Origin of the sequence: Micromonospora sp. M42 (assembly GCF_000568915.1) — a bacterium.
Lineage (GTDB): Bacteria > Actinomycetota > Actinomycetes > Mycobacteriales > Micromonosporaceae > Micromonospora > Micromonospora chalcea.
Genome location: NZ_KK037233.1, coordinates 2,373,616 through 2,396,259 on the forward strand (window position 1 = coordinate 2,373,616; position 22,644 = coordinate 2,396,259).

At 68.9% G+C, this 22,644-nt stretch carries 23 protein-coding genes and 1 riboswitch; of the genes, 10 read left to right on the plus strand and 13 right to left on the minus strand.

Features of this window, described 5'->3' with window-relative positions; all coding sequences use genetic code 11:
• Nucleotides 1–188: 188 nt before the first annotated feature.
• Together MCBG_RS10725 and MCBG_RS31145 are read left to right on the plus strand one after the other, a co-directional pair.
• Nucleotides 189–977: a cupin domain-containing protein gene (locus MCBG_RS10725; RefSeq protein WP_043325411.1), complete on the plus strand. Its 789-nt coding sequence runs from the start codon at nucleotides 189–191 to the stop codon at nucleotides 975–977.
• Nucleotides 974–1,432, plus strand: a complete 459-nt coding sequence (locus MCBG_RS31145) for a dimethylsulfonioproprionate lyase family protein (RefSeq protein WP_140946248.1) — start codon at nucleotides 974–976, stop codon at nucleotides 1,430–1,432. The genes MCBG_RS10725 and MCBG_RS31145 overlap by 4 nt, the downstream gene beginning before the upstream one ends.
• Nucleotides 1,433–1,472: 40 nt before the next feature.
• Here MCBG_RS31145 and MCBG_RS10735 read toward each other — a convergent pair whose 3' ends face one another.
• The 7 genes from MCBG_RS10735 to MCBG_RS10760 form a co-directional block, all read right to left on the minus strand.
• Complete coding sequence (locus MCBG_RS10735; protein ID WP_043325412.1) at nucleotides 1,473–1,856, minus strand: hypothetical protein; 384 nt, start codon at nucleotides 1,854–1,856, stop codon at nucleotides 1,473–1,475.
• A gap of 101 nt (nucleotides 1,857–1,957) precedes the next feature.
• Entirely contained in the window at nucleotides 1,958–3,250 is a 1,293-nt protein-coding gene (locus MCBG_RS31645; RefSeq protein WP_084789487.1) for a signal peptidase I, read from the minus strand.
• Between the two features lie 11 nt (nucleotides 3,251–3,261).
• Nucleotides 3,262–3,879, minus strand: coding sequence for a SipW-dependent-type signal peptide-containing protein (locus MCBG_RS10745; protein ID WP_073827761.1), 618 nt, complete (start codon nucleotides 3,877–3,879; stop codon nucleotides 3,262–3,264).
• Nucleotides 3,880–3,903: 24 nt separating this feature from the next.
• Nucleotides 3,904–4,521: a SipW-dependent-type signal peptide-containing protein gene (locus tag MCBG_RS10750; protein WP_043325414.1), complete on the minus strand. Its 618-nt coding sequence runs from the start codon at nucleotides 4,519–4,521 to the stop codon at nucleotides 3,904–3,906.
• Between the two features lie 417 nt (nucleotides 4,522–4,938).
• Nucleotides 4,939–5,265, minus strand: coding sequence for a hypothetical protein (locus MCBG_RS35140; protein ID WP_073827203.1), 327 nt, complete (start codon nucleotides 5,263–5,265; stop codon nucleotides 4,939–4,941).
• Complete coding sequence (locus MCBG_RS35145) at nucleotides 5,262–5,600, minus strand: hypothetical protein (protein ID WP_073827202.1); 339 nt, start codon at nucleotides 5,598–5,600, stop codon at nucleotides 5,262–5,264. The genes MCBG_RS35140 and MCBG_RS35145 overlap by 4 nt, the downstream gene beginning before the upstream one ends.
• Before the next feature lie 177 nt (nucleotides 5,601–5,777).
• Nucleotides 5,778–6,989 carry a helix-turn-helix domain-containing protein gene (locus MCBG_RS10760; protein ID WP_043325416.1) on the minus strand — a complete coding sequence of 404 codons (1,212 nt, stop codon included), beginning with the start codon at nucleotides 6,987–6,989 and terminating at the stop codon, nucleotides 5,778–5,780.
• Nucleotides 6,990–7,567: 578 nt separating this feature from the next.
• Here MCBG_RS10760 and MCBG_RS10765 point away from each other — a divergent pair.
• From MCBG_RS10765 to MCBG_RS10795, 8 genes are all read left to right on the plus strand, one after another.
• Nucleotides 7,568–8,275, plus strand: coding sequence for a GntR family transcriptional regulator (locus MCBG_RS10765; protein WP_084789489.1), 708 nt, complete (start codon nucleotides 7,568–7,570; stop codon nucleotides 8,273–8,275).
• 240 nt (nucleotides 8,276–8,515) lie between these two features.
• Nucleotides 8,516–9,406 carry a dihydrodipicolinate synthase family protein gene (locus MCBG_RS10770; protein WP_043325419.1) on the plus strand — a complete coding sequence of 297 codons (891 nt, stop codon included), beginning with the start codon at nucleotides 8,516–8,518 and terminating at the stop codon, nucleotides 9,404–9,406.
• The gene (locus MCBG_RS10775) at nucleotides 9,406–10,407 is read left to right on the plus strand and encodes a proline racemase family protein (RefSeq protein WP_043325420.1); all 1,002 of its coding nucleotides are present in this window, start codon (nucleotides 9,406–9,408) and stop codon (nucleotides 10,405–10,407) included. Before MCBG_RS10770 ends, MCBG_RS10775 begins: the two co-directional genes overlap by 1 nt.
• Nucleotides 10,404–11,810, plus strand: coding sequence for an aldehyde dehydrogenase family protein (locus MCBG_RS10780; protein WP_043325421.1), 1,407 nt, complete (start codon nucleotides 10,404–10,406; stop codon nucleotides 11,808–11,810). The genes MCBG_RS10775 and MCBG_RS10780 overlap by 4 nt, the downstream gene beginning before the upstream one ends.
• Entirely contained in the window at nucleotides 11,807–13,222 is a 1,416-nt protein-coding gene (locus MCBG_RS10785; RefSeq protein WP_043325422.1) for an aminopeptidase P family protein, read from the plus strand. Before MCBG_RS10780 ends, MCBG_RS10785 begins: the two co-directional genes overlap by 4 nt.
• Nucleotides 13,198–14,367 (plus strand): NAD(P)/FAD-dependent oxidoreductase, encoded by a 1,170-nt coding sequence (locus tag MCBG_RS10790; protein ID WP_051611144.1) that lies wholly within the window; start codon nucleotides 13,198–13,200, stop codon nucleotides 14,365–14,367. The genes MCBG_RS10785 and MCBG_RS10790 overlap by 25 nt, the downstream gene beginning before the upstream one ends.
• Entirely contained in the window at nucleotides 14,354–14,608 is a 255-nt protein-coding gene (locus MCBG_RS31660; protein ID WP_073827198.1) for a (2Fe-2S)-binding protein, read from the plus strand. Before MCBG_RS10790 ends, MCBG_RS31660 begins: the two co-directional genes overlap by 14 nt.
• A complete protein-coding gene (locus MCBG_RS10795; RefSeq protein ID WP_043325426.1) occupies nucleotides 14,605–15,990 on the plus strand; it encodes an FAD/NAD(P)-dependent oxidoreductase in 1,386 nt (461 codons plus the stop codon). The genes MCBG_RS31660 and MCBG_RS10795 overlap by 4 nt, the downstream gene beginning before the upstream one ends.
• Before the next feature lie 39 nt (nucleotides 15,991–16,029).
• On the opposite strand, the gene MCBG_RS10800 is transcribed toward MCBG_RS10795, so the two are convergent.
• From MCBG_RS10800 to MCBG_RS10825, 6 genes are all read right to left on the minus strand, one after another.
• Nucleotides 16,030–17,400, minus strand: a complete 1,371-nt coding sequence (locus tag MCBG_RS10800) for an L-serine ammonia-lyase (protein ID WP_043330461.1) — start codon at nucleotides 17,398–17,400, stop codon at nucleotides 16,030–16,032.
• Between the two features lie 106 nt (nucleotides 17,401–17,506).
• On the minus strand, nucleotides 17,507–18,433 hold the full coding sequence (locus MCBG_RS10805) for a proline dehydrogenase family protein (RefSeq protein WP_043325427.1): 927 nt from the start codon (nucleotides 18,431–18,433) through the stop codon (nucleotides 17,507–17,509).
• A 92-nt stretch (nucleotides 18,434–18,525) separates the two neighbouring features.
• Complete coding sequence (glyA, locus tag MCBG_RS10810) at nucleotides 18,526–19,794, minus strand: serine hydroxymethyltransferase (protein ID WP_043325428.1); 1,269 nt, start codon at nucleotides 19,792–19,794, stop codon at nucleotides 18,526–18,528.
• A gap of 6 nt (nucleotides 19,795–19,800) precedes the next feature.
• Complete coding sequence (gcvH, locus tag MCBG_RS10815; protein ID WP_043325429.1) at nucleotides 19,801–20,178, minus strand: glycine cleavage system protein GcvH; 378 nt, start codon at nucleotides 20,176–20,178, stop codon at nucleotides 19,801–19,803.
• Nucleotides 20,179–20,210: 32 nt separating this feature from the next.
• Entirely contained in the window at nucleotides 20,211–21,338 is a 1,128-nt protein-coding gene (gene gcvT, locus MCBG_RS10820) for a glycine cleavage system aminomethyltransferase GcvT (RefSeq protein WP_043325431.1), read from the minus strand.
• Between the two features lie 138 nt (nucleotides 21,339–21,476).
• A riboswitch (glycine riboswitch) is annotated at nucleotides 21,477–21,566 on the minus strand.
• 104 nt (nucleotides 21,567–21,670) lie between these two features.
• On the minus strand, nucleotides 21,671–22,633 hold the full coding sequence (locus MCBG_RS10825; protein ID WP_043325432.1) for a LysR family transcriptional regulator: 963 nt from the start codon (nucleotides 22,631–22,633) through the stop codon (nucleotides 21,671–21,673).
• Between the last annotated feature and the right edge of the window lie 11 nt (nucleotides 22,634–22,644).

Consider the following 22,644-nt stretch of genomic DNA (forward strand, 5'->3'; position numbering starts at 1 on the left):
ACCCGACGCCGACCACCGGGAGGCAACTCCTGCCCGCAAGCCAGCCTTAGGCATTTTGCATACATTACGCCTCGATGAGGTCAGCGGCGGTGGCCGACTTTGCTGCTCAGGCCCGAGTATTCACGACGACGCCCTAGACGAGCTGCGCCAGATTACATACAGTCTGGCGCAACCTGAAGGAGGTCGCCATGGCTCATTCCGGCAAGCGACGGGTCACCATCGAACAGGTACCCCAGCGGGTGTGGCGGGCATCGGGCCTGCCCTTCGGCCTACTCGTGCGGCAGATCAACGCCGACCCGGAGACCGGCGCGCAGACGCTCGTCGTCGACGTTCCACCCGGCTGGCAGATGCCCGAGCACTGGAACAGCGCCGACATCGAACTCCTGGTCCGCGACGGCGACCTGAGCATCGCCGGACGCCAGTGCCGGCGCGGGCACTACCTCTTCCTGCCCTCCGGCACCGAGATCGGCCCGGTCTCCTCGACCGAAGGCGCCACGTTGATCTTCTGGACGGACTCGCCGTTCGAGGTCCGCACTGACGAACGACCCCCGCCGTCGAAACCGCTCGGAGAGACCGTCGACCTGTTCGACCCGGCCAACTGGCGACCCGTCCAGGAGGCTTTCGCGGGAGTGACCGACACCAGCAGTCACGGCGACCTCGATGTGCCCACGCAGTGCATCCGGTTGCGCAAGGTGGAGGAGACCGGCAAGGACACCATCCTGTTCGTCCTGCCACGCAACTTCGCCAAGACCGCGTTGGAGTTCCACCACAGCACCGAGGAGATCTTCTTCCTCGGCGGCTGGTGCGCCACCGACCCGGAGCACGTCTACCGTGCCGGTGAGTACCTGTGCTGGGAGCCGGGCGTCATCCACGGCGTGGTGACCGGCTGGGAGGCCATTTGCCTGTCCAAGCATCACGGACCGCTGACCAGCCCACAGATCCCCCTCGGGGCGACAAGCGTGGACGCCGAGCGGTGACGGCATTGCCCGGCCGTGGACGCCGGATCGCCGCCGGGGACGCCGGGGCGGGCGCCGTACGCCCGGCGTTCGTCGTGCACCGCGACGAACTCGCCTACGAGCTGATCTCCAGCCTCAACCACAACACCGACGACGAAGGGCTGGTGCATCGCCTCGTCGACCGGCAGCTCACCGGCGACCCGGACTGCGAGTTCCTCAATGGGGTCTACCGCATGGAGCCCAGGATGACCCACCCGCTGCACCTGCACGCCGACTCGGCCGAGTTCTACTACGTGCTGTCCGGCACCGCGCTGTTCCGAGTGGCCGACGAGGAATTCGAGGCGGGCCCGGGCACCGCGATGTACATCCCCGCCGGTGTCGCCCACGCCATCACCACCGGCGGCGAGCACGCCATGGAGTTGCTCTACTCCTTCAGCACCCCGGACCTCAACGAGATCGGCACCAGGTGGCTGTAGCCGCCGACTGCGGATCGGCTCCCCCTGCCTACGTCCACCACTAAGGGACGCTGCAGAAGTAGAGCTCATCCGTCAGCATGCCGAGCGAACCGGTGACCGGCGCCGACGTCCAGCCGCCAGGGCCGTTCGCGTACAGAGTGAAGGTGCCGGTGCCGACAGCCAGCAGCGCGCCGGGAACGACGATCGAGGTGTCGTTGGGGCCGAGAGTGCCGCCTCCGGAGAAGCCGTCGCTCAGGGACCAGGTGAAGCCACTGCGGGCCAGGCCACCGGCGGGCAGGTTCCAGGTGAAGGTGGGCGGGGTGAGCTGGCCCGCCGTGCACGCCAGGTCGGTCGGTGGGTCGACCGTGCCGGCGGCGAGGGCAGTGCTGCCGTACTCGGTGTCGTTCCAGGCGGCCAGCGTCGACTGGGCAGGTGCGAGCGCCATGACATGGATCCAGAGCGAGAGGGCGAGGACACCCGCGAGCCGGCGTCGCCGGGCGCGGCTCTTACGTCGCCCGCTCGGCGTAGCGGGGATCCCTACGCGCCTCACGGCTGTTCCTGCCTGATCCGGTTCCTGCGCGTGGTGCCCACGAGCAGCAGACCGACGAGCAGGGCGCCCGCACCGGCGAGCATCGGCGTCCGCAGGTCGGTGCCGGTGCGTGGCAGCGTGTCGACCTTGCCGCCTGTCGCCGCCTTGTCGCCGAGCCCGGTCGCCGTGAGGATCAGGTCGGCCGAGCCCGCGGCCGTGGAGTTCGGGAGCAGGCTCGCGGTGACGAGTACCCAACGCTGTTCGTCGGAGCGCATCGTGCTGATGGGGACCGGGCGTTCGGCCAGTCTGGTGGCGGGGCCCTCGGCGAGAACCTGCTCTCCCCGCCCGCCGGGACAGGCGCCGTTCACCCAGCGGATGGCGCAGACGGCGGCCATGACCTGGAGTCCGTTCGGCGAGACCACGAGCGGGCCCAGCGCCGACAGCGTGATTGTCACCGTGCCCGGGTGCGGGGCGTGCGCGGTGACGCCCACCTGCCACGGCACCGGCTCCTTCGGTGTCATCGATGTCATGCGGGCCTCGTCGCGGATCGATATCAGGGTGAGGTACCTGCCCCGGATGACGTCCTCAGTCGGTTCTGCCCGTGCCTGACCGGGCGTGGCCAGGACCGCGGCGGCGACGCCCGGCAGCACGGCCACCATGACGAAGAACCGCCGGGCGGTCGATTCGACGTGCGCCGCTGTCCGGCCCGGCGGGGCGCCGGCCTCGGGACCTGTTCCCGCCTCGTCAGGCGTCGGAGGGCCTGTTCGCCGTCGGCGCCACGCCGTACGCCGCCGGGTCGGCGGTTCCGTGGCGCGCGGCCAGAACGCCCAGGTGACGATCACGGCGGTCCCGACCGTGATCGCACTGGTCGCGTACGGGTTCGACACGGCCCGCACCGTGTACCCGAGCCCGGGCACCGACCAGGTGACGAGCCGTACGCGGGTCACCGCGTACGGCGCGGAGTCGTTGGAGTCGTTCGCGTCCCCGCGCAGGGTGAGCAGACGGGTGGGCCCGCCACCGTCGGCGATCTGAACGACCCGGTGGGTGATCGGTGGAAGCGGCGTGCGGTCGACGGTGACCACGTCGCCCACCTCGACCTCGGACGCGGGGATCTCACGCACCACCGCCAGCGACCCGGCGGGAATGGTGGGGCTCATCGATCCGGTCTTGAACAGGATGAGTGAGATGTCGAAGAAGAACGCCAGCGGGACGAGGACGACGCACACCGTCCCGCCGACGGCGAGCAGGGTCAGCGCCAGGTCTCCGACGCGGGCGATGACGCCTCGCCCTCGACGTGCTCGTCTCATCATGTGCAGGACCCTTACGTAGATGTGGCGGTGAATTCCCAGGTGACGGTGGCGCTCGTGCCCTGGTACGAGTTGTCTGCGCCGGCCTCGATCCGCACCTCGAAGCAGAACCGCACCTCTGGCGTCGCGCCGTCGGGAGTGGTGAGGACGGACGACACCGGTGAGCCGGGAACCGAGGTGACGTCCAGGTAGCCGGGGCCGGCGATCCACGTCGGCGAACCGGTGAAGGCGGTGGCGGAACAGGCGCTACCGGTGTCCGGGGTGCGTACCGCGCGGTATTCGAGCACCGGAAGCAGGGCCCCGGAGCTGTCCGAGGAGCTCGTCAGCGCGACCGTACCGTCGACATTCGTCATCGTGGTCGTGCGGATGTCGATCCAGGCGTACGACGAGTCCGTGGGGGACATCGCGGTCGCGTTGAACGCCAGTGTCGCGGCGTTTCCCACCGGATTGTGGCTTGCCCAGGCACTGGACGCGGTCTGCGACTCGGTACCGAAGACGCTTGCGGTGAACGACCCGGTGCCGTACTCGCTGTCGGTCCACGCCGCGAGCGTGGACGTCGTGCCCACGCCGAGGACGAGGGCGGCAGCGAGTACGGCACGGGTCCGGAGGAGCCGTGGTGATCCGGCCGGCATCCGGCGGTTGACCACGGCTGCCACCTACACGGACTCGGCGAGGAGCTGCCAGGTCTCCGTGACCGACGAGCCCTGCACCAGAGCGGCGTCCGCCGTCACGACGAAGCACAGGTACGCCGGAGCGCCAGGCGTCGTGGGAGGAGTGCCCTGCGTCAGGTTGAACGGCACCGCGCCGGCCACCGAGTCGAGCGCCGTGCCCTGCGCCACGATCCAGGTCGGGCTCGTGGGGGTCGCGCTGCAGTCCGCGAAGGTCGGCACGGTCGCGATCCCGTAGGTGAGCCCGGTGAAGGCGGGCAGGTCGGGAGTGGCCGAGGCCACCGTGACTGTCGCGTCATACGTGGTGGCTGCGGTCAGGCGGACGGCGAACGGTGCCGCGACCACGTCGCCGGGGCTGATGTTGTCGAAGCCGGTGCTGAAGGCCAGCGCCGCCGCCGTGCCGGACGTGGAGTGCTCCGCGTAGGTGGTGTCGTCCGTGCTGCCCTCGATGCTGAAGGAGCCGGCGGTGAACGTTCCCGTGGCGTACTCCGAGTCGTTCCAGGCGGCGAGGGAGATCGTCGCGCCGACGCCGAGGGCGAGCCCTCCGGCCAGGACGGCCTTGAGCTTGCGACGCCTTCCCGGGCTGCTCGATCCGCCCGATGTCAATCTTGTCGATCCAAACAACGTGTCCTCCTCGTGCGACGCTGTGGGCTGGCCTGGGGCCGGTGACAGCCGTGCGGTGGCGGTCCGGCCGGCTGGTGCCGTCGTGGAATCGCCGTGCGAACGGGATGACCCGGCTGGGCTGTCACGCAAGGGACACGATAGATCTCAAACCAGACAAAGCGGGCGAAAGCGTCCAAATCACCTGGCGAACCGGGCCATGTTGGCCCGGCGCGCGGCGCTGCACCCGGTCCCCGCCTTCCGGGCGGAACCTCATTGCGGTTCCCCTCGTAGCGTGGAGGCCAGAGCTTGAGGGATAGAGGTTCATGGCTGAGCCGAGACGCTAGTTCGATTCGGAGTTCCGGGCGGGCGCGGTGCCCTCTTCGGTGTGAACTGTCGGCGGCGGGCGAAAGGCCGGCCGGATCAGGCTCGACGCGAGGTCAAGGGGCCTGGTGAGGGTTTGTCTCGACCGGGTTCGGCTGGCACGGTTGCTGCACCTCGCTGCTGCACTACCGGCATGAGGTTGCCGCTTTCCCTGGTCCAGCCGAGGAAACGGCGGTGCAGCACGCCCGCCGGCGTCCACGGCATGTCCTCGGTGGCCTGGACGAGGTAGGCACCGAGGTAGAGTGCCAGCGACATCGGAGCGCCCGAATACTCCGCGCACAACTCCCGCTTCCGGGTTGGGCATGGCCAGGGCAGGTCGCAGCCTCCGCAGCTCCAGACCGGCATGACCGGGCCGTGGGTCGTCACCGCACACCCTCCAGGAAGCGCGCCGTGATCGCCCGCGCCTGCCGGCTGGTCGCCCATTCCACCTGCCAACAGGGGTACGGAGTCAGCCGCGCCCACCACGCCCGGCACCCGGCACACATGCCGTCGAGCCCTGGAATGTGTACCGCGAGGATCGCCTGTTCCTGCCCGCCGGTCACCGCTCGCCCTCCTGTGGCCAGTGGCCACGATTGATCGGTATCCGGTGCCGAGCGCGGCAGGGCAGGTCGGACCCGCAGCGGCAGATGCGCCGCCAGAGCCGCCACGACCACACCGGCCGGTGCCTGCGAGCAAGAGTCAGCGCGGTGGCAGAAAGGTATTCGTCATACGAGACGCGCCGCACGGACCCTCCCTCGCTCACGAACGAGGGCGGTCTCCTGCCCCCGAATCTGAGGGGGACGCGGCGACCAGGCGATACCCGCACCGCCCGCCGCATCCCGTAAGCAGGACGCTACGGTCAGTCGCGGAGCGAAATGGGTAGGGTTCCTACCCCTGGATCACGAGAGCAACCCGACCTTGACCGCGAGGTCACGGGCGTCATCACGGCTGGAGCGTGGGCCGTCGAGCAGGTCCAACGTGATCTGGCGGGCGTACCCGTTGAAGCGGATCGTCTCCGGGGCCCACTCGTACGCCTGCCGCAGCGTCGTCACGGCCGCTTCCTTGTCGTCCTTGCCGTAGTGCGCCCGCGCCACCTCGATGAGATGGCGTGCCCGGCGCGGTCTCGACGGGATAGCCGCCGAGTCGTGGCGGCGCGCCTGCCGCACCGCCTCACCGGACTTCTGCAACTCCACCGCCACCGTCACCGCATGGGCGCCCATGATGACCCGGGAGAACGACGTCTGCGGCTGATAGAAGCCCTCCGGCAGACGCTGCGCCACCCGGTCCGCCCGATCCCTGTACCGCCACGCCCGGCCTTCCTCACCGGCACGCGCGGCGGTGTAGGCGGCTTCGAAGTTGAGCGCACCCCACAACGCCAGCAGATTCGTGCCCCCGTCGACCGCCCTCGGCTCCAGAGCCGACAGGACGTCGTGCGTTACCGCCATGGCGGTGTCCCAGTCCCCCGCGTCCCGATGCACCTGACACAGGAACCATGCCGCGAGGGCCACCGCCTCCGGGTCACCGGAATCCTGCGCCGCCACCATCGCCCGGTCCGCGACCCGCCACAACAACTCGGCAGCCGGCTGGTACGCAAGGAACATCTGCGTCAGCCCGAACGTCTCCGCCAACAGCGACTGTGCATGCCGACGCTCAACGCCCTCATACAGCAGCGCGGCGCGCTGCACGTCGTGCAGAAGTCTCGGCAGCAGCCCACCGAGCACCGTCCGGTGATCCGACGCCTGATGACGCGCCCGCCACGCCACCGCAAGCCGCTCACGCAAACCGACCAACGACTCCGGCTCAGCATCGTCGGCGAGCACGACGCGGTTCACGGCGTCCCGCACCGACGCCAGCGCCGGGTGTTCCGGCCCGTTCACCACAGCCGACCGGTCGCTCAGCTCGCCGGCCAGAGCAGACACGTCGACCTTGAGCGCACGCGCGATGCGATCCAGCATGTGAATGCGCGGAGGCAGGATCCGATCGGTCTCCACCGCCTTGACCCACTCGGCACTACGACCGACCAGCCCACCCAGCACCGCGCGAGTCTTCCCGGACCGCTCCCGGTAGACCTTCAACCGCTGACCGAAGGTCAACTCCGGCAAGGATTCCATCCCGGACCTCCTCATAGCGCGGGATGCGCCACCGGCCTCTTAGCCGCCGTGGCACCAACGCTACCGAGCTGCGTGCGGCCGCATAACCCCGAACACACCGGCATGCTGTCCGGAGCCCTCGTGATGGCTCCACCTAGACGTACGTCCACTTCACCTGCGCTGGTCCGCTCGACGCGCTGGCCGCGCCACGTCGCGGCCTCACATCGTTGGTCGCTGGTCGGCGAGGCTTCACGCCGTCTTGTGCCCCGGGTGTGCCCCGGGCCCGGCGAACGGTACTTCCTCCAGCGCCGAAACCCGCCCGCGTCATCCCGCCGCCAATCGCCCCCCAACAACGCCTCGACTACGACAAAGGCCCTCCGGCGAGCTGATCGATCCGGCCACGCCGTCGCGTAGCAGGCTGCGACCCACCGGCTGTCGCCCGGTAGATGTCGAGGCGATACCCACTGGGTAGGCTCCGAGATCGGCGCGGTGGTTGACGGTGGCGCTCAGAGACAGGGCCGCCGTCAGCAGGGATGAAGGGCGGGCCCCGGGCGGCTTGTTCTCAGGGTTGGCTCGACGGGACCGGAGCGGATGCAACTGTGAAAGGCAACCAGCGGGCTGGCGATGCGAGCGCTGCCGCATCCACGCTGGACCTGAACCCGCTTCAGAGTCGGCAGAGCCTACGCGAGGACGTAGCGCACGCCCTGCGCGCGGCTATCGTGGCTGGCAGCTTGAGGCCGGATTCGACCTACTCCGTCCCGATGCTGGCCGGACGCTTCGGCGTCTCGCCCACGCCGGTTCGCGAAGCGATCCTCGACCTGGCCAAGGAGGGCTTGGTCTCGATCGTCAAGAACAAGGGATTCCGCGTCAAGGCCCTCAGCGAGCGGGATCTGGACGAGATCACTCAGATTCGGGAGCTTCTCGAGATTCCGGTGGTGGCCGACCAGACAGGCAGACTGTCGGAACCGCAGGTGCGGGAACTGCGGAGGTTGGCGGACAACATCGTTTCTGCTGCCGGACGTGGGGACCTGGTGGCGTACATCGAATCGGACAACGCCTTCCACCTGACACTGTTGCGTGCCGCCGGGAATCAACGGCTGGTCGAGACGGTTGCCGACCTGCGCAATCACACCCGTTTGTACGGCCTCGACGCGCTGGTGGAGAGTGGAGGGCTGGTCGACTCCGCGAACGAGCATCTCGAGTTGATCGAGCTCATCGCCGGGGGTGACCGTGAGGCCGTGGTCGGCCTGATGCAGCACCACTTGCGGCACGTCCGAGGCATCTGGGCGGCCCGTCGTGAAGACTAGGACCAACGTGCTCTGTTAGCACGTCCGACATGCCATGCTGCCGCCCCCGACCGCCAGCATGGCACCTCGGGCCACACCTACTGTGCTCGCCGGCAGCAGCCGGCCCGCCATCGCATGCGGTCACGCCCTCAGCACGTCATCGACTGACCTCGAACGTGCCAGGGGCGGGCCGATTGCACCTCTTGACGGGGCGGGCGCAGCCACTATGGTGCTGTGTAACATATTACCGATGGAGGCCGCATGGAAATGGCGCCGTGGCGTGGGGTTCTCGTAGCGACCGCTCTACCGTTCCACGCCGACCAGGGCATCGATTTCGATGCTTACGCTGCACATGTCGGGTGGCTCGCTGACAACGGCTGCCATGGCGTTGTCCCCAACGGTTCCCTCGGTGAATACCAGGCGCTCAGCAGCGAGGAACGGGCTTCGGTGGTGCGAACGGCGGTGCAAGCCGCCCCTGATGGGTTCGCCGTCGTACCAGGCGTCTCGGCCTACGGTGCCGACGAGGCACGGCGCTGGACCGAGCAGGCTGCGGAGGAAGGCTGCCCGGCCGTCATGTTGCTGCCACCGACGACGTACCGCGCTGACGAGGCAGCAGTGCTGGCCCACTACCGCGAGGTGGCGAAGGCAGGTCTACCGATCGTCGCCTACAACAATCCGATGGACACGAGGGTGGACCTGACACCCGACCTGCTGCGGCGTCTACACGACGAAGGTTTGATCGTCGCGGTCAAGGAGTTCAGCGGCGACGCCCGCCGGGCGTACCAGATCGCCGAGACGGCGCCTGGTCTCGACATCCTCGCCGGCGCGGACGACGTCGCGCTCGAATTCCTGATCGCGGGCGCGGTGGGGTGGATTGGCGGTTACCAGAACGCCATTCCGGCGAGCTGCGTTCGTCTTTACGAGGCCGCGACGGCGGGTGATCTCAGGACGGCCGTCCTCCTCTACCGGGCACTGCATCCGCTGCTCCGTTGGGATTCGCGCACTGAGTTCGTTCAGGCGATCAAGCTTTCCATGGATGTCGCCGGTCGTCCCGGTGGCTTCACGCGCCAGCCGCGCCAGCCACTGGCCCCCGCCGACGCCGAGGTCATCCGTGCCACGACCGAACGGCTGCTCGCGGCAGGGCACCGCTGATGCGCAGCAGCCGCGTCATTCACGTCGTCGACTCCCACACGGAGGGAATGCCCACCCGGGTGGTGACCGGAGGCGCGCCGCTCCTGCCGGGCGACACCATGGCGCAACGTCGGGAGTACCTGACGAACCACCGCGATGACCTGCGCACGTTTCTGATGTACGAGCCGCGCGGGCACTCCGCCATGTCGGGTGCGATCCTCCAGCCGCCCACCCGCCCGGACGCCGATGTCGGTGTGGTCTTCATCGAGGTGTCGGGGTGCCTGCCGATGTGCGGACACGGTGCGATCGGTGTGGCTACCGTACTGGCAGAGACCGGGATGGTGCCGGTCACCGAGCCGGTGACCACGATCCGCCTCGATACGCCGGCCGGACTGGTGGTGGCGTCTGTCAAGATCGAGCAGGGCCGCGCCACCGCTGTCACCATCCAGAACGTTCCTTCCTTCCTGGTGGAACAGGACGCGCTGGTCGACGTCCCCGGCTACGGCCACGTCCGTTACGACCTCGCGTTCGGCGGCAACTTCTATGCGATCGTCGACCTGCCGGAGCTGGGCCTGCGACTGGATCGCACGGACAAACAACGGCTGCTGGAGGTGGGCCTCAGTGTCATGAGAGGCGTGAACGACACCGCCCGGCCAGTGCACCCCGAACAGCCGCACATCGCCGGATGCCACCACGTCTACCTGACGGCGGAGGGGGCGACCGCCCGGTTGTCACGCCACGCCATGGCCATCCATCCCGGCTGGTTCGACCGATCCCCTTGCGGGACCGGCACGTCGGCGAGGATGGCGCAGCTCCACGCCCGCGGGTTGCTCCCCCTCGGACAAGAATTCGTCAACGAGTCCATCATCGGCAGCCGGTTCTCCGGTCGGCTGGTCGATACGACCACCGTCGCCGGTCGGCCCGCGGTGGTGCCGACAGTTACCGGGCGGGCGTGGCTTACCGGTACCGCCCAGTTCTTCCTCGACCCCGAGGATCCTTTCCCGGCGGGATTCATGTTGTGAGTCTCATTCAGAGCCGTTCTCCTCAGAAGCCGGACGATGTAGTCGCGGAGCGTGCCCCGGTCACTCCTGATGGGGTGCGGAAGCTCGCCGATTCGGTCCGTGTCGCGCAGGACGCCTGGCGCCGTCGGGATCCCTCCGGCCGCGCCGCTGCCCTGAGCGGGGCGGCGGACCGGCTGCGGGCTCGGGCCGGTGAAGCGGCTTCCCTGATCGTCCGTGAGGTGGGCAAGCCGGTCGTGGAGGCGAACGCCGAGGTCAGCCGGGCCGCTGCGATCCTCGACTACTACGCACAGTCCTGCTTCGCGGCGATCGGCGACCTGCTGGCGCCGACGCTGCCGGCGAATCAGCCGGGACTGCTGTTCACCGAACGTCGGCCGCGGGGCGTGGCCGGTCTGATCACGCCGTGGAACTTTCCACTGGCCATCCCCCTGTGGAAGGCCGCACCGGCCCTCGCCACTGGTAACGGAGTGCTGCTCAAGCCGTCACCCGAGGCGCTGGCTTGCGGCGAGTTGGTGGCGGGCCTGTTCGACGGGCTGCTGCCCGACGATCTGCTCCATGTCGTGCCGGGAGGGGCGGACACCGGACAGGCCGTCGTCGAAGCGGCTGACGTCGTGTCCTTCACCGGCTCCGCGACGGTCGGCAGGGGTGTCGCCGCCGCCGCCGTTCGCGCCGGGCTGCCGGTTCAGGCGGAGATGGGCGGACAGAACGCCGCGGTCGTGCTGCCGGACGCCGACCCTGCCACCACTGCCACGATGCTGGCAGGTGCCGCCATGGGATATGCGGGCCAGAAGTGCACCGCGACCCGGCGGATCATCGTGGTGGGCGATGCCACCGCGCTCACCGAAGCCCTGGTGGCCGCGGTGGCGGGGCTACGCGTCGGCGACCCGGCCGATGCCGGCGTCGCAGTCGGTCCCGTCATCACCGACGCCGCGCGCCGTCGAGTTCTGGACGGCGTCGCGGCAGCCCGCGCGGCAGGAGGCCGGGTTCTCACCCGTCTCACGTCCCCGGGTGACGGCCTCTATGTGGCGCCGGTGCTGCTCGATTCGGTCGACCCCGGCCATCCGGTCGCGTGCGAGGAGACGTTCGGCCCGCTGGCCAGCATCTTCACCGTGCCGGACCTGCCCGCCGCGGCCGCTCTGGTCAACCATGTTCGGTACGGGCTGGTGACGTCCGTCCACGGCCGCGACATCGGCCGGTTGTTCGAGGTGGTCCGGGCCGTCGACACCGGTCTCATCCGGGTCAACACGCCCACTACCGGAGTCGATTTCCATGCGCCGTTCGGCGGGGAGAAGGCGTCCAGCCAGGGCCCTCGAGAACAGGGCACAGCCGCACTGGACTTCTACACCTCGTTGCGCACCATCACCCTCTGCACTCCCCCACCCAATCCCGCCGAGGAGGCCGCATGAAACGGGTCGACCTGCACACCGGTAGTCATGATCTGCCGGTCAGCCCCGCGCTGGAGAAGTTCATGCTCTCCGGGTGGGCGGACAGCGAGCAGTACGTCACACAGGTCGACGAGGTCGCCGGCTGGGCCGCGGCACGCCGGAGACAGCTGCACGGCCGTTTCTCCGGGGAACGGCTCGTCGTCCCGGCCGGAAGCTTCAAGAGGCGTTCCAACGACCAGCACTATCGGTTCCGCCCGCATTCTGCCTATGTCTGGCTGACCGGCGACCAGTCCTCAGACGGGGTCCTGGTCATCGAGCCGGACGGCGAGGAGATGCTCTATCTTCGCCCCCGATCCGACCGGAGCACGCCCGAGTTCTTCCGTGACCGGATGTACGGGGAACTGTGGGCCGGACGCCGGCCCACCTTGGGAGAGAGCCGTCGGCGGCTGGCTGTGACGACCCGTCATCTGGCCGAGCTGGAATCGGTTCTGTCCGGGCGGGGCGTTCCGACCCGCGTGCTGCGTGGAGTCGACGTGCACGTGGATGGGCTGACGGCCGACGCCGCGGGGCCGGGCGACCTGGAGTTCGCCGCGGTACTGGATGAGATGCGGCTGGTCAAGGACGACTGGGAGATCGGCCAGCTGGAAGAGGCGGTAGCCATCACCACCCGCGGTTTCGAGGACATGGTGCGTGCCTTGCCGATGGCGAAGCGTACGTCCGAGCGTTACCTGGAGGGGGTGTTCTGGCAGCGAGCCCGCCTGGAGGGCAACGACGTCGGATACCACTCGATCGTGGCTGCCGGTGCGCACGCCGCCACCTTGCACTGGATCGACAACGACGGCGCGGTCCGCGACGGGGACCTGCTGCTGCTCGACGCCGGTGCCGAGACGAGGTCGCTCTACACGGCAGACATCACTCGGGTTCTACCGGTGTCCGGCCGGTTCAGTCCGCTGCAACGCGATCTTTACGAGTTGTGCCTGAAGGCGAACGACGCAGCTCTGGACTGCCTCAAGCCGGGCGCCGACTGGCGTGCGTTCCATCAGGCGGCGATGACCGTGCTGGCGTACGGCCTCGCCGACCTGGGCGTGCTGCCTGTGTCGCCGGAACGCGCCTTGACCGAGGAGTCTGGGCTCTACCGGCGGTGGACGCTGTGTGGATCAGGCCACATGCTCGGTCTGGACGTCCACGACTGCGCGGCTGCCCGCGCTGACAGCTACCTGCACGGACGGCTGGCTGCCGGCCAGGTTCTCACTGTCGAGCCCGGCCTCTACTTCCAGCCTGACGACGAGTTGGTTCCGGCTGAGCTGCGCGGAATCGGGATTCGGATCGAGGAGGACGTTCTCGTCACCGACAACGGCTGTCGAGTCCTCTCCTCCGGGCTACCTCGACGTCCCGACGAGATCGAGGCATGGATGCACCGGGTGTCGTCGTGATCGACGCCGGCGCCGACGTGGTGGTGATAGGCGCCGGGATGACCGGTGCCGCCTGCGCCTACTACGCCGCCCGGGCCGGCCTGACGGTGACAGTGGTGGACCGGGCGGGCGTCGCGTCCGGCACCACCGGGGCCGGCGAAGGCAACATCCTCCTGTCCGACAAATCACCCGGACCGGAACTCAGCCTGGCGCTTCATTCCGTCGCGCTGTGGCGCGAACTGGGCGAGACGGTGGGCGATGCGCAGATCGAACTGGAGCGTAAGGGCGGACTGGTGGTGGCGGCCTCGGCGACAGAGCACGACACGCTGGCGGCGTTCGCGGACCGCCAGCGTGCTGCGGGCGTCGAGGCGCACGCCGTCGCCTCGCATGAGTTGCCCGGCTACGAGCCGCACCTGTCCCCCCATCTCGTCGGTGCGGTGCACTATCCCCAGGACATGCAGGTCCAGCCCATGCTCGCCGCCGCACACCTGCTCCGTGCGGCCCGGGCAACGGTACTGACCGGCACCTGCGTCGTCGGCCTGCTCCGGGACGGCACCAGGGGGATTCGAGCTGTGCGGACTGATCATGGCGTGCTGTCAACGACCAGGGTGGTGAACGCCGCCGGCGTATGGGCTGGCAGAGTCGCCGCGTTGGCGGGCGTCGAACTGCCGATCCTGCCTCGACGTGGCTTCGTCCTGGTCACCCAGCCGCTGCCAGAGCTCGTGCGGCACAAGGTCTACGCCGCCGGCTACGTTGCGAACGTCGAGCGCAGCACCGCTGGGCTGGAGATCTCCCCGGTGGTGGAGGGGACTCGCGCCGGCACGATCCTGATCGGGTCCAGCCGGGAGCATGTCGGCTTCGACCCGGCCATGTCTCTGCCGGCGCTCAGAGGGCTCGCAGCGGCTGCGATACGCCTGTTCCCGATCCTGGCCGGCGTCTCCGCGATCCGCGCCTACCGGGGTTTCCGGCCGTACAGTCCGGACCACCTGCCGATCATCGGCGCGGACAAGAACGTGCCGGGGCTCTACCATGCCACCGGCCACGAGGGCGCCGGTATCGGCCTCGCCCCGGCGACCGGGCACGCCATCGCGGCACTGCTGACCGACCGCCGCCCGCATGTAGATCTACGACCGTTCGCACCGGAGCGTCACCATGTTCACCTTTGACGGCCGCTCGATCCCTCACGACGGGCGGCAGAGCGTAGCCGCGGCTCTTCTGGCCGCCGGGATCCGATCCTGGCGGAGCACACGCGTCGAAGGGCGACCCCGGGGGGTCTTCTGCGGCATCGGCGTGTGCTTCGACTGTCTCGTCACGGTCAACGGTGTGCCGTCGCAGCGGGCCTGTCTGGTGGTCGCCCGCAGCGGTGACGTGATCGAACCTCAGGACGAGCGGCGGGAGAGGACATGAGCACGTACGACCTGGTGGTGATCGGTGCAGGACCGGCCGGTCTGGCCGCGGCGGTCACGGCGGCCGATGCCGGCTGCCGGGTGGCCGTCCTGGATGCCGGGCCGCGTCCCGGCGGACAGTACTGGCGGCACCGATCCGGAGCGGATGCCCACAGCCACACGGACTGGGCGGTGTTCGCCGGTCTGCGCGCACGGTTCGACCAGCTCCATCACCACCCCGACGCGGCACTGTGGTTCGTCGAGTCTCGCCCGGACGACGTCGGTCCGCAGTTCGCCGTCCACACGCACTCCACGGTCGTGTACGGCCGGCGACTCGTCATCGCCACCGGAGCTCATGACCGGGTTGTCCCTTTTCCAGGTTGGGATCTGCCGGGGGTGGTCACCGCAGGTGGAGCTCAGGCCCTGCTGAAGGGTCAAGGGGTGGTGTTCGCGCGACGCGTCGTCGTCGGGGGTACCGGACCGTTTCTGTTGCCGGTCGCGACCGGCTTGGCCGACGCCGGCGCCACGGTGGTCGGCGTGTACGAGGCGAACGACCCTGTCCGGTACGCACGGCATGTCGGTGCGGTTCTCGGCGCAGCGAGCAAGTTGACCGAGGCAGGCCGGTACGGCTGGCGCATGCTGCGTCGTCGGGTGCCGTATCGGCGGCGTACGGCTGTGGTGGCCGCGCACGGCGACGAGCAGCTGACCGGGGTGACGGTGGCGGCGATCAGCCCGCTGGGCTCGGTGGTGCCCGGCAGCGAGAGACACGTCGGCTGCGACGGTCTCGCCGTCGGCTTCGGTTTCACCCCGCAGGTGGAGGTGGCTGTCGCCCTGGGATGCGAGACATTCATGGACCGCGACGGCAGTCTCGTGGTGAGGATCGGGCCGGATCAAGCGACCTCGGTACCGGGCGTGTATGCAGCGGGCGAGGTGACCGGCGTCGGCGGGGCGAAGCTGGCGCTCGTGGAAGGGCACCTCGCCGGGGACGCGATCGCCCGGTCTCTCGGTCGTGCGGAGCCGCTGCGTGCGGGTGAGCGCAGCCGGCTGCTACGGATCCGGCGTCGACTGCGTCGTTTCGCGGCGGCTCTGCACGCGGTTCATCCCGTGCCGGCGTTCTGGCCCGACCTGTGTGACGACCAGACGCTCGTCTGTCGGTGCGAGGAGGTGTCGGCAGGCGCTGTTCGACAGGCGGTGCGTGAACTGTCCGCGGGCGATGCCCGGGGCACGAAGCTGTTGACCCGCGCTGGCATGGGCTGGTGCCAGGGGCGAACATGTGGTTACGCCACAGCATGCCTCACCGCCCGAGAAGCGGGACGGCTGGTGAGTTCGGTGGATCTTCAGGGACATGCGTCTCGTACGCTGATGCAGCCGATCACGCTTGCCGACCTCGCCGGCGACGACTGATCTCGCGCACGGCGAATCACGGCCGGCGCGGAGGTGCCCTCAGCATTCGATGACGTTGACGGCGAGCCCGCCCCGCGCGGTCTCCTTGTACTTGACCTTCATGTCCGCGCCGGTCTCCCGCATGGTCTTGATGACCTTGTCCAACGACACATGGTGCACCCCGTCGCCCCGCAACGCCAACCGGGCCGCGGTGATCGCCTTGATGCTCGCCACCGCGTTGCGCTCGATGCACGGAATCTGCACCAGGCCACCCACCGGATCGCAGGTCAGCCCCAGGTTGTGCTCCATGCCGATCTCGGCGGCGTTCTCCACCTGCTCCGGCGTACCGCCCAACGCCTCGGCCAGCCCGGCCGCCGCCATCGAACACGCCGAACCCACCTCACCCTGACAGCCCACCTCCGCACCCGAGATCGACGCGTTCTCCTTGAACAACACACCGATCGCGCCCGCCGCCAGCAGGAACCGCACCACCCCCTCCTCGGACGCGCCCGGCACGAACCGGGTGTAGTAGTGCAGCACCGCCGGGATGATCCCGGCAGCCCCGTTCGTCGGCGCGGTGACCACCCGCCCGCCCGCCGCGTTCTCCTCGTTGACAGCCAGCGCGAACAACGTCACCCAGTCCATCGCGCGCAGCGGGTCCTGGGCGCCGGTCTCCGCCTCCAGGCCGCGCCGCAGCTCCGCCGCGCGCCGCCGGACCTTCAACCCACCCGGCAGTACGCCGTCACGCGTGCAGCCGTTCTCCACGCACTCGCGCATCACCCGCCAGATCTCCAGCAACCCCGCCCGCACGTCCGCCTCGCTACGCCAGGACACCTCGTTGGCGAGCATCACCTCACTGATCGACAGACCCGTCTCCGAGGTGACGGTCAGCAGTTCCGCGCCGGTGAGGAAGGGGTGCTTCACACGGGTGCTGTCCGCCTTGATCCGGTCCGCCCCGGCGGCCGCCTCGTCCACCACGAACCCGCCACCCACCGAGTAGTACGTGCGCGTCCGCACCTCGTTCCCGGCCACGTCGTACGCCGCGAACGTCATCCCGTTCGGGTGATACGGCAACGACCGCCGACGATGCAACACCAGATCCGCGTCCGGGTCGAAGTCGACCCCCTGACTGCCGAACAGGTCCAGCCGCCGCTGGGTGCGGATCCGCTCCACCCGCGGCCCCACCGAGTCGGTGTCGACGGTCTCCGGAACCTCGCCCTCCAGCCCCAACAGCACCGCCCGGTCACTGCCATGCCCGTGACCGGTCGCGCCGAGCGAGCCGAACAGCTCCGCCCGTACCCGCGCCACGTCAGCCAGCTGCCCGTCAGCCTTCAGGCCCGCCACGAACGTACGAGCCGCCCGCATCGGCCCGACCGTGTGCGAGCTGGACGGCCCGATACCGACACTGAAAAGATCGAAAACACTGATCATCGCGCGCATGCTCCTGTCATCGCCACGGACGACGGTCTTCGGTTCCGCGTGACCGCCCATGGCTGCCTGGTCCGCGGCGAACGATGCCGGAAGCTCCGCGTCGCGCTCAGTCGGCGGCGCCAGGCTTGAAGGATCGAGCCAGGAGGAGCAGGTTCGCGGGCTTCTCGGCAAGCCTGCGGGTGAAATATGCGTACCAGTCCTGTCCATACGGCAGATACACCCGCACGCGGTACCCCTCCCCCGCAAGCCGCCTCTGCTCGTTGGCGCGGATGCCGTACAGCATCTGGACCTCGAAATCGGTGGTGCTCCGGCCACCGGCGCGGGCGAGCCCGATGGCGCTGTCGATCAGGCGGGGATCGTGGGTCGCCACCATGGGATAGCCCTGGCCCTGCATCAGGATCCGCAGGCACCTGTCGAATGCCTCGTCGATCTGACGCCGTCGCGTATATGCCACTGACGCCGGCTCCGCGTAGGCTCCCTTGACCAGGCGCACCCGGCTCCCTGCGTACGCGAGGCGCTGGCAGTCCGCCGGGGTACGGTGCAGGCACGCCTGCAGCGCCACGCCTACCCAGGGAAATTCGGTACGCAGTTCGTCCAGCACGGACAGCGTCAGGTCAACCGTGGTGTGATCCTCCATGTCGAGGGTCACCGTGGCGCCGGCGGCAGCCGCAGCGGCACAGATGTCGCGCGTCAGCCGATACGCGTGTCGGCGACCGTCGTGGGGCAGCGCGCTACCGAGCGCCGACAGTTTCACCGACACCTCGGACGTACCGGGCATCCGCATCTCGGAGAGCAGGCTGAGATACGCGTCGCGTACGGCGGCGGCCTGCTCGACTGTCGTCGTTCCTTCGCCGAGATGGTCGATCGTCACCCGCATCCCGGATTCGACGATGCGCCGCGCCACTGCGATCGCCTCGTCGTTCACCTCGCCGGCAACGAACCGTTGCACCACGCCCCGGGTCAGGGGGGATCCGGCGACGATTCTCCGGAGTCGGTGACTGCCGGCCGCCAACAGCAACAGCTTGTTCGGCAATTGGGGTCCTTTCTCGGGGCTGTCGTCGCCCTCAGGCAGCAGAGCGTGACGAAGCGATCTACCACCCGCGGAAGCTCGGGTTCCCCGTACGGTCAGGAGGTGTGGCCGGGATGGAGGGGGTGCCGATCGACGAGGCGAGCCACCCGCGTGCGTAGCGACGTGTCAGCCTCCCTGGCGGTCAGGGCAGCGGCGATGATGTCGGCCACCTCCATGAAGTCCGCTTCGGAGAACCCTCGGGTGGCGAGACCGGAGGTGCCGATCCGTAGCCCGGAGGTGACCATCGGCGGGCGGGGGTCGAACGGCACGGCGTTACGGTTGACGGTGATGCCGACGCCTTGCAGCAGCCGCTCCGCCTGCGCGCCATCGAGATCCGCGTGGCTCAGGTCGACCAGCACCAGGTGCACATCGGTGCCTCCGCTGACCACCCGGATGCCGGCCTTCGCGACCTCGGCGGCGCAGAGACGATCAGCAACGATCTTCGCTCCGGTCAGGGCTCGCTGCTGCTGATCCTGGAACTGCGGTTCTCCGGCGATCCGGAAGGCCACCGCCTTCGCGGCCACGACATGCGCCAGCGGACCACCTTGCTGGCCTGGGAAGACCGCCGAGTCCAGCCTCCGCGCGAGATCGGTGTACGCGCTGAGGATGGCGCCGCCCCGAGGGCCGCCGAGGGTCTTGTGCGTGGTCAGGGTGACGACATGGGCGTGAGGCACCGGGTTGGGATGCAGGCCGGCCGCGACCAGCCCGGCGAAATGGGCCATGTCTACGAGCAGGTATGCACCCACCTGATCGGCGATCCGCCGGAATCGGGCGAAGTCGAGCGTTCGAGGGTAGGCCGACCAACCGGCGATGAGCAGCTTCGGCCGATGCTCGCGCGCCAGTTCTTGGACCTCATCCATGTCGATCAGGTGGTTCTCGGCGCCTACCCGATAGCTCACGGCCCGGTACAGCCGCCCCGAATAGTTGATGCGCATGCCATGGGTCAGATGACCGCCGTGAGCGAGGTCGAGCCCGAGGATGGTGTCACCCGGCTGGATCAGAGCAGCCATCACGGCGGCGTTCGCCTGCGATCCGGAATGCGGCTGCACGTTCGCGTAGGTGGCGCCGAACAGCCGCTTGGCCCGGTCGATCGCCAGGAGCTCGATGTCGTCGACATGCTCGCATCCGCTGTAGTAGCGCCGCCCCGGGTAGCCCTCCGCGTACTTGTTGGTGAGGGCCGATCCCTGCGCCTGGAGGATGGCTCGGGGCGCGAGATTCTCGGAGGCGATCATGCCCAAGGTCTCGTGCTGCCGGCGTAGCTCCCGGCCGATCGCCTCGGCGACGGCGGGGTCGAGGTCGGCCAGATCATCGTCGAAGGCTGCCATCGGGGCCTACCGCGACTCGTCGGAGAAGTCGCGGTACTCGTCCGGCGACATCAGGGAAGGCACCTGCGCCAACCGGACCCGCAGGAGCCAGCCTTTGCCGTACGGATCGGCGCCGATCAGGCCCGGATCGGCGATGACCGCCTCGTTGACGGCGACGACCTCTCCACTGACCGGGAGGTACAGCTCCGCGACCGACTTCGTGGATTCGACCTCTCCACACACGTCACCGGCAGTCAGCTGGCTCCCCGGCTCGGGCAGTTCCACGTAGATGACATCACCGAGCGCTTCGGCGGCGAAAGCGGTGATGCCCACTTCGGCCGGCTGAACCGAGTCGTTGACCCACTCGTGGTTGGGGCTGTACTTCAGGTGTTCCGGTACGTTCATGACGCTGAACCCTCGCAAGGAATGGCCGCGGATCACCGCGGACGACGGTAGAACGGAAGAGGGACGATCTCGACCGGCTCGGTGGTCCCCCGGACCTGCACGGCCAGCCGGATGCTGTCGCCAGTGCCGGCACGGATGCTGGCCATCGCGATCGGCCGCTTGAATGTGGGTGAAGGGGCGCCGCTGGTGATGAGGCCGACCGGATCAGCGCCATGGCCGTCGTCGGTCAGCGTCACCACCTGCTGGCCCGCTCGGGGAATTCTCTGCCCGGACGCGACAAGGCCGACAAGCCGACGGGTGACACCGCTCTTGTGGGCCTCGGCCAGTGCGGCTCGTCCGACGAAGTCGCCTGGTTTGACGAAGGACACCACCCGCCCCAGCCCGGCATCGAACGGGGTGACGTCACGGCCGATCTCTGCGCCGTACAACGGCATTCCAGCCTCGATGCGGAGGGTGTCGCGGCACGCCAGCCCCGTGGGCGTCAAGCCGTGACGCCGACCGGCCACAAGCGCTGCTTCCCACGTGCGGACCGCGTCTTCGGCGTGTACGAGCAGTTCGAAGCCGTCTTCGCCGGTGTAGCCGGTACGAGCGACGACGGCTGGACGACCGTCGATATCCAGTAGCGCTGCGGTGTAGTAGCGAAGTCGGGTGAGTCCCGTACCGGTCAGGGCTTCCACGATGGGGGCGGCGCTCGGCCCCTGCACCGCGATGATCGCCCGCTCGTTCGTGCGGTCGGCGGCCCAGGCCGCGTAGTCCGCACAACGGGTCCTGATGGCCGCATAGACGACGCGTGTGTTGATGGCGTTGACGACCAGCAGGTACCGGTGCGATGCGAGGCGATAGGCAACGAGGTCGTCCAGCACTCCGCCGGCGGCGTCGCAGAGCATGGTGTAGCGCGCGCCGCCGATCGGTACGGCAGACAGATGTCCGACCAGAGCGTAGTCCAGCGCTGTCGGGGCCTCCGGCCCCGTCACCTCGAGCTGACCCATGTGGCTGAGATCGAAGAGGCCGGCCTGTTCGCGTACGGCGCGGTGCTCAGCGAGCTCGCTTCCGTAGCGGAGCGGCATCCGCCAGCCGCTGAAGTCGGTGAATCGAGCTCCGTGTTCTATGTGCGATGCATGCAGAGGTGAGCGGAGCAGAGCCGCAGGGTCCTGGTGCACGGGGGCGCTCCTCGTCCCGACGCACGCGGCGTCGATCGGTCGGTTGCCTCCCGCTCTGTCATTGACCTGAGAGCTTCACCGCTGCGTCAGCGGCTTGCACCGTGGGTGAGACGACGGTCGTCTGCTTTCCAGAGTTACCTCGCCTGCACGGTAATGGGGCCTGAGAGTTTCTTGGGAGTTTGCTCCTTCGGCGCTCCGAATGAACGGAGTCTCTCCCGTGCAGGTTCGAATGGTGTCTATGTAGTTGTGAGTCATTCGCAGGTTAGGTGACCGCACATACCGCGTCAACATCATCCTGCCCATAGCTGACGCCTATATATCGCGTCGGATCGCTACGACGCTGCCGGATGGGCGTGGGGATTGGCCCGCCACCATCGGGCGAAGGCAGCGTTGTCGTTCACGTGATCCAGGTAGGCCCGGGTGATGGCCTGGAACAGGGCGCTGCTCTCTGCATGGGTCAGCGCATCGCGCCGCCAGACGACCACCAGCCTGGCCAGCAACTGCGGCTCCCCGCGCAGCGGCAGCACCCGAGTCCCGGCGGCCGGGGCCCAGGTCGGGTCGACCAGCCGGACACCGTCTCCGGCGGCCACCAGTGGGTGCGCGGCGCCACTCGGCGCTTCGTACCGGATCTTCGGCTCGAAACCTGCGGCGCGGCAGGCCCGTCGCAGCGAGGCGAGTGAGCCGTCGTCCGGCCCCGGCGGGCACACCCACGATTCGTTTCTCAGGTCGGCCAGCCGCACCTGCTCGTGGTGGGACTGCGGGTGGGAGGCGGACATGGCGACAAAGATCGGGTAACGGGGGATCAGCGGCCGGCTGGTGAGCGTGGGACCGATCGGCAGCTCGAAGCCCTCAAGGATGCCCAGCAACGCGGCATCCAACTGGCCTCGGGTGAGTGCCTCCACCAACAGGCGCGAGGACGGCTCGATCTGCAGCGCGATCTCCGGATCCGGGAACGCTTCCGCGACATGGCGTACGAGACTGCCCGCGCAGGCGATGTGGACGGTGCCGAGTCGGAGCAGGCCCGGAATGGGGTGCCGGTCGCCGAAGTCCTCGACGAGCGCGTCGACCTCGGCCAGCACGACGCGGGCGCGCTGGAGCACCTGCTTGCCGAGTTCGGTCGGTTGCATACCGGTACGGCTTCGGACGAACAGCGGCCCACCGACCGTCTTCTCGATCCGATGCACCTGGGCCGTCAGCGCGGGCTGCGACAGGCCCAGGCGGGCGGCGGCGCCGGTCACGCTTCCGGCCTCGGCGATGGCACTGATCGCCCGCAGGTGGCGCACATCGATGCCCATGACCGAGATTA

What these genes read in the sequence shown, in the direction of transcription:
- MCBG_RS10725 (WP_043325411.1), top strand. Translation starts at nt 189, where the DNA reads ATGGCTCATTCCGGCAAGCGACGGGTCACCATCGAACAGGTACCCCAG.
- MCBG_RS10735 (WP_043325412.1), bottom strand. Translation starts at nt 1,856, where the DNA reads ATGGCGCTCGCACCTGCCCAGTCGACGCTGGCCGCCTGGAACGACACC.
- MCBG_RS31645 (WP_084789487.1), bottom strand. Translation starts at nt 3,250, where the DNA reads ATGATGAGACGAGCACGTCGAGGGCGAGGCGTCATCGCCCGCGTCGGA.
- MCBG_RS10745 (WP_073827761.1), bottom strand. Translation starts at nt 3,879, where the DNA reads ATGCCGGCCGGATCACCACGGCTCCTCCGGACCCGTGCCGTACTCGCT.
- MCBG_RS10760 (WP_043325416.1), bottom strand. Translation starts at nt 6,989, where the DNA reads ATGGAATCCTTGCCGGAGTTGACCTTCGGTCAGCGGTTGAAGGTCTAC.
- MCBG_RS10770 (WP_043325419.1), top strand. Translation starts at nt 8,516, where the DNA reads ATGGAAATGGCGCCGTGGCGTGGGGTTCTCGTAGCGACCGCTCTACCG.
- MCBG_RS10775 (WP_043325420.1), top strand. Translation starts at nt 9,406, where the DNA reads ATGCGCAGCAGCCGCGTCATTCACGTCGTCGACTCCCACACGGAGGGA.
- MCBG_RS10785 (WP_043325422.1), top strand. Translation starts at nt 11,807, where the DNA reads ATGAAACGGGTCGACCTGCACACCGGTAGTCATGATCTGCCGGTCAGC.
- MCBG_RS10790 (WP_051611144.1), top strand. Translation starts at nt 13,198, where the DNA reads ATGGATGCACCGGGTGTCGTCGTGATCGACGCCGGCGCCGACGTGGTG.
- MCBG_RS31660 (WP_073827198.1), top strand. Translation starts at nt 14,354, where the DNA reads ATGTTCACCTTTGACGGCCGCTCGATCCCTCACGACGGGCGGCAGAGC.
- MCBG_RS10795 (WP_043325426.1), top strand. Translation starts at nt 14,605, where the DNA reads ATGAGCACGTACGACCTGGTGGTGATCGGTGCAGGACCGGCCGGTCTG.
- MCBG_RS10800 (WP_043330461.1), bottom strand. Translation starts at nt 17,400, where the DNA reads ATGATCAGTGTTTTCGATCTTTTCAGTGTCGGTATCGGGCCGTCCAGC.
- glyA (WP_043325428.1), bottom strand. Translation starts at nt 19,794, where the DNA reads ATGGCAGCCTTCGACGATGATCTGGCCGACCTCGACCCCGCCGTCGCC.
- gcvH (WP_043325429.1), bottom strand. Translation starts at nt 20,178, where the DNA reads ATGAACGTACCGGAACACCTGAAGTACAGCCCCAACCACGAGTGGGTC.
- MCBG_RS10825 (WP_043325432.1), bottom strand. Translation starts at nt 22,633, where the DNA reads ATGGGCATCGATGTGCGCCACCTGCGGGCGATCAGTGCCATCGCCGAG.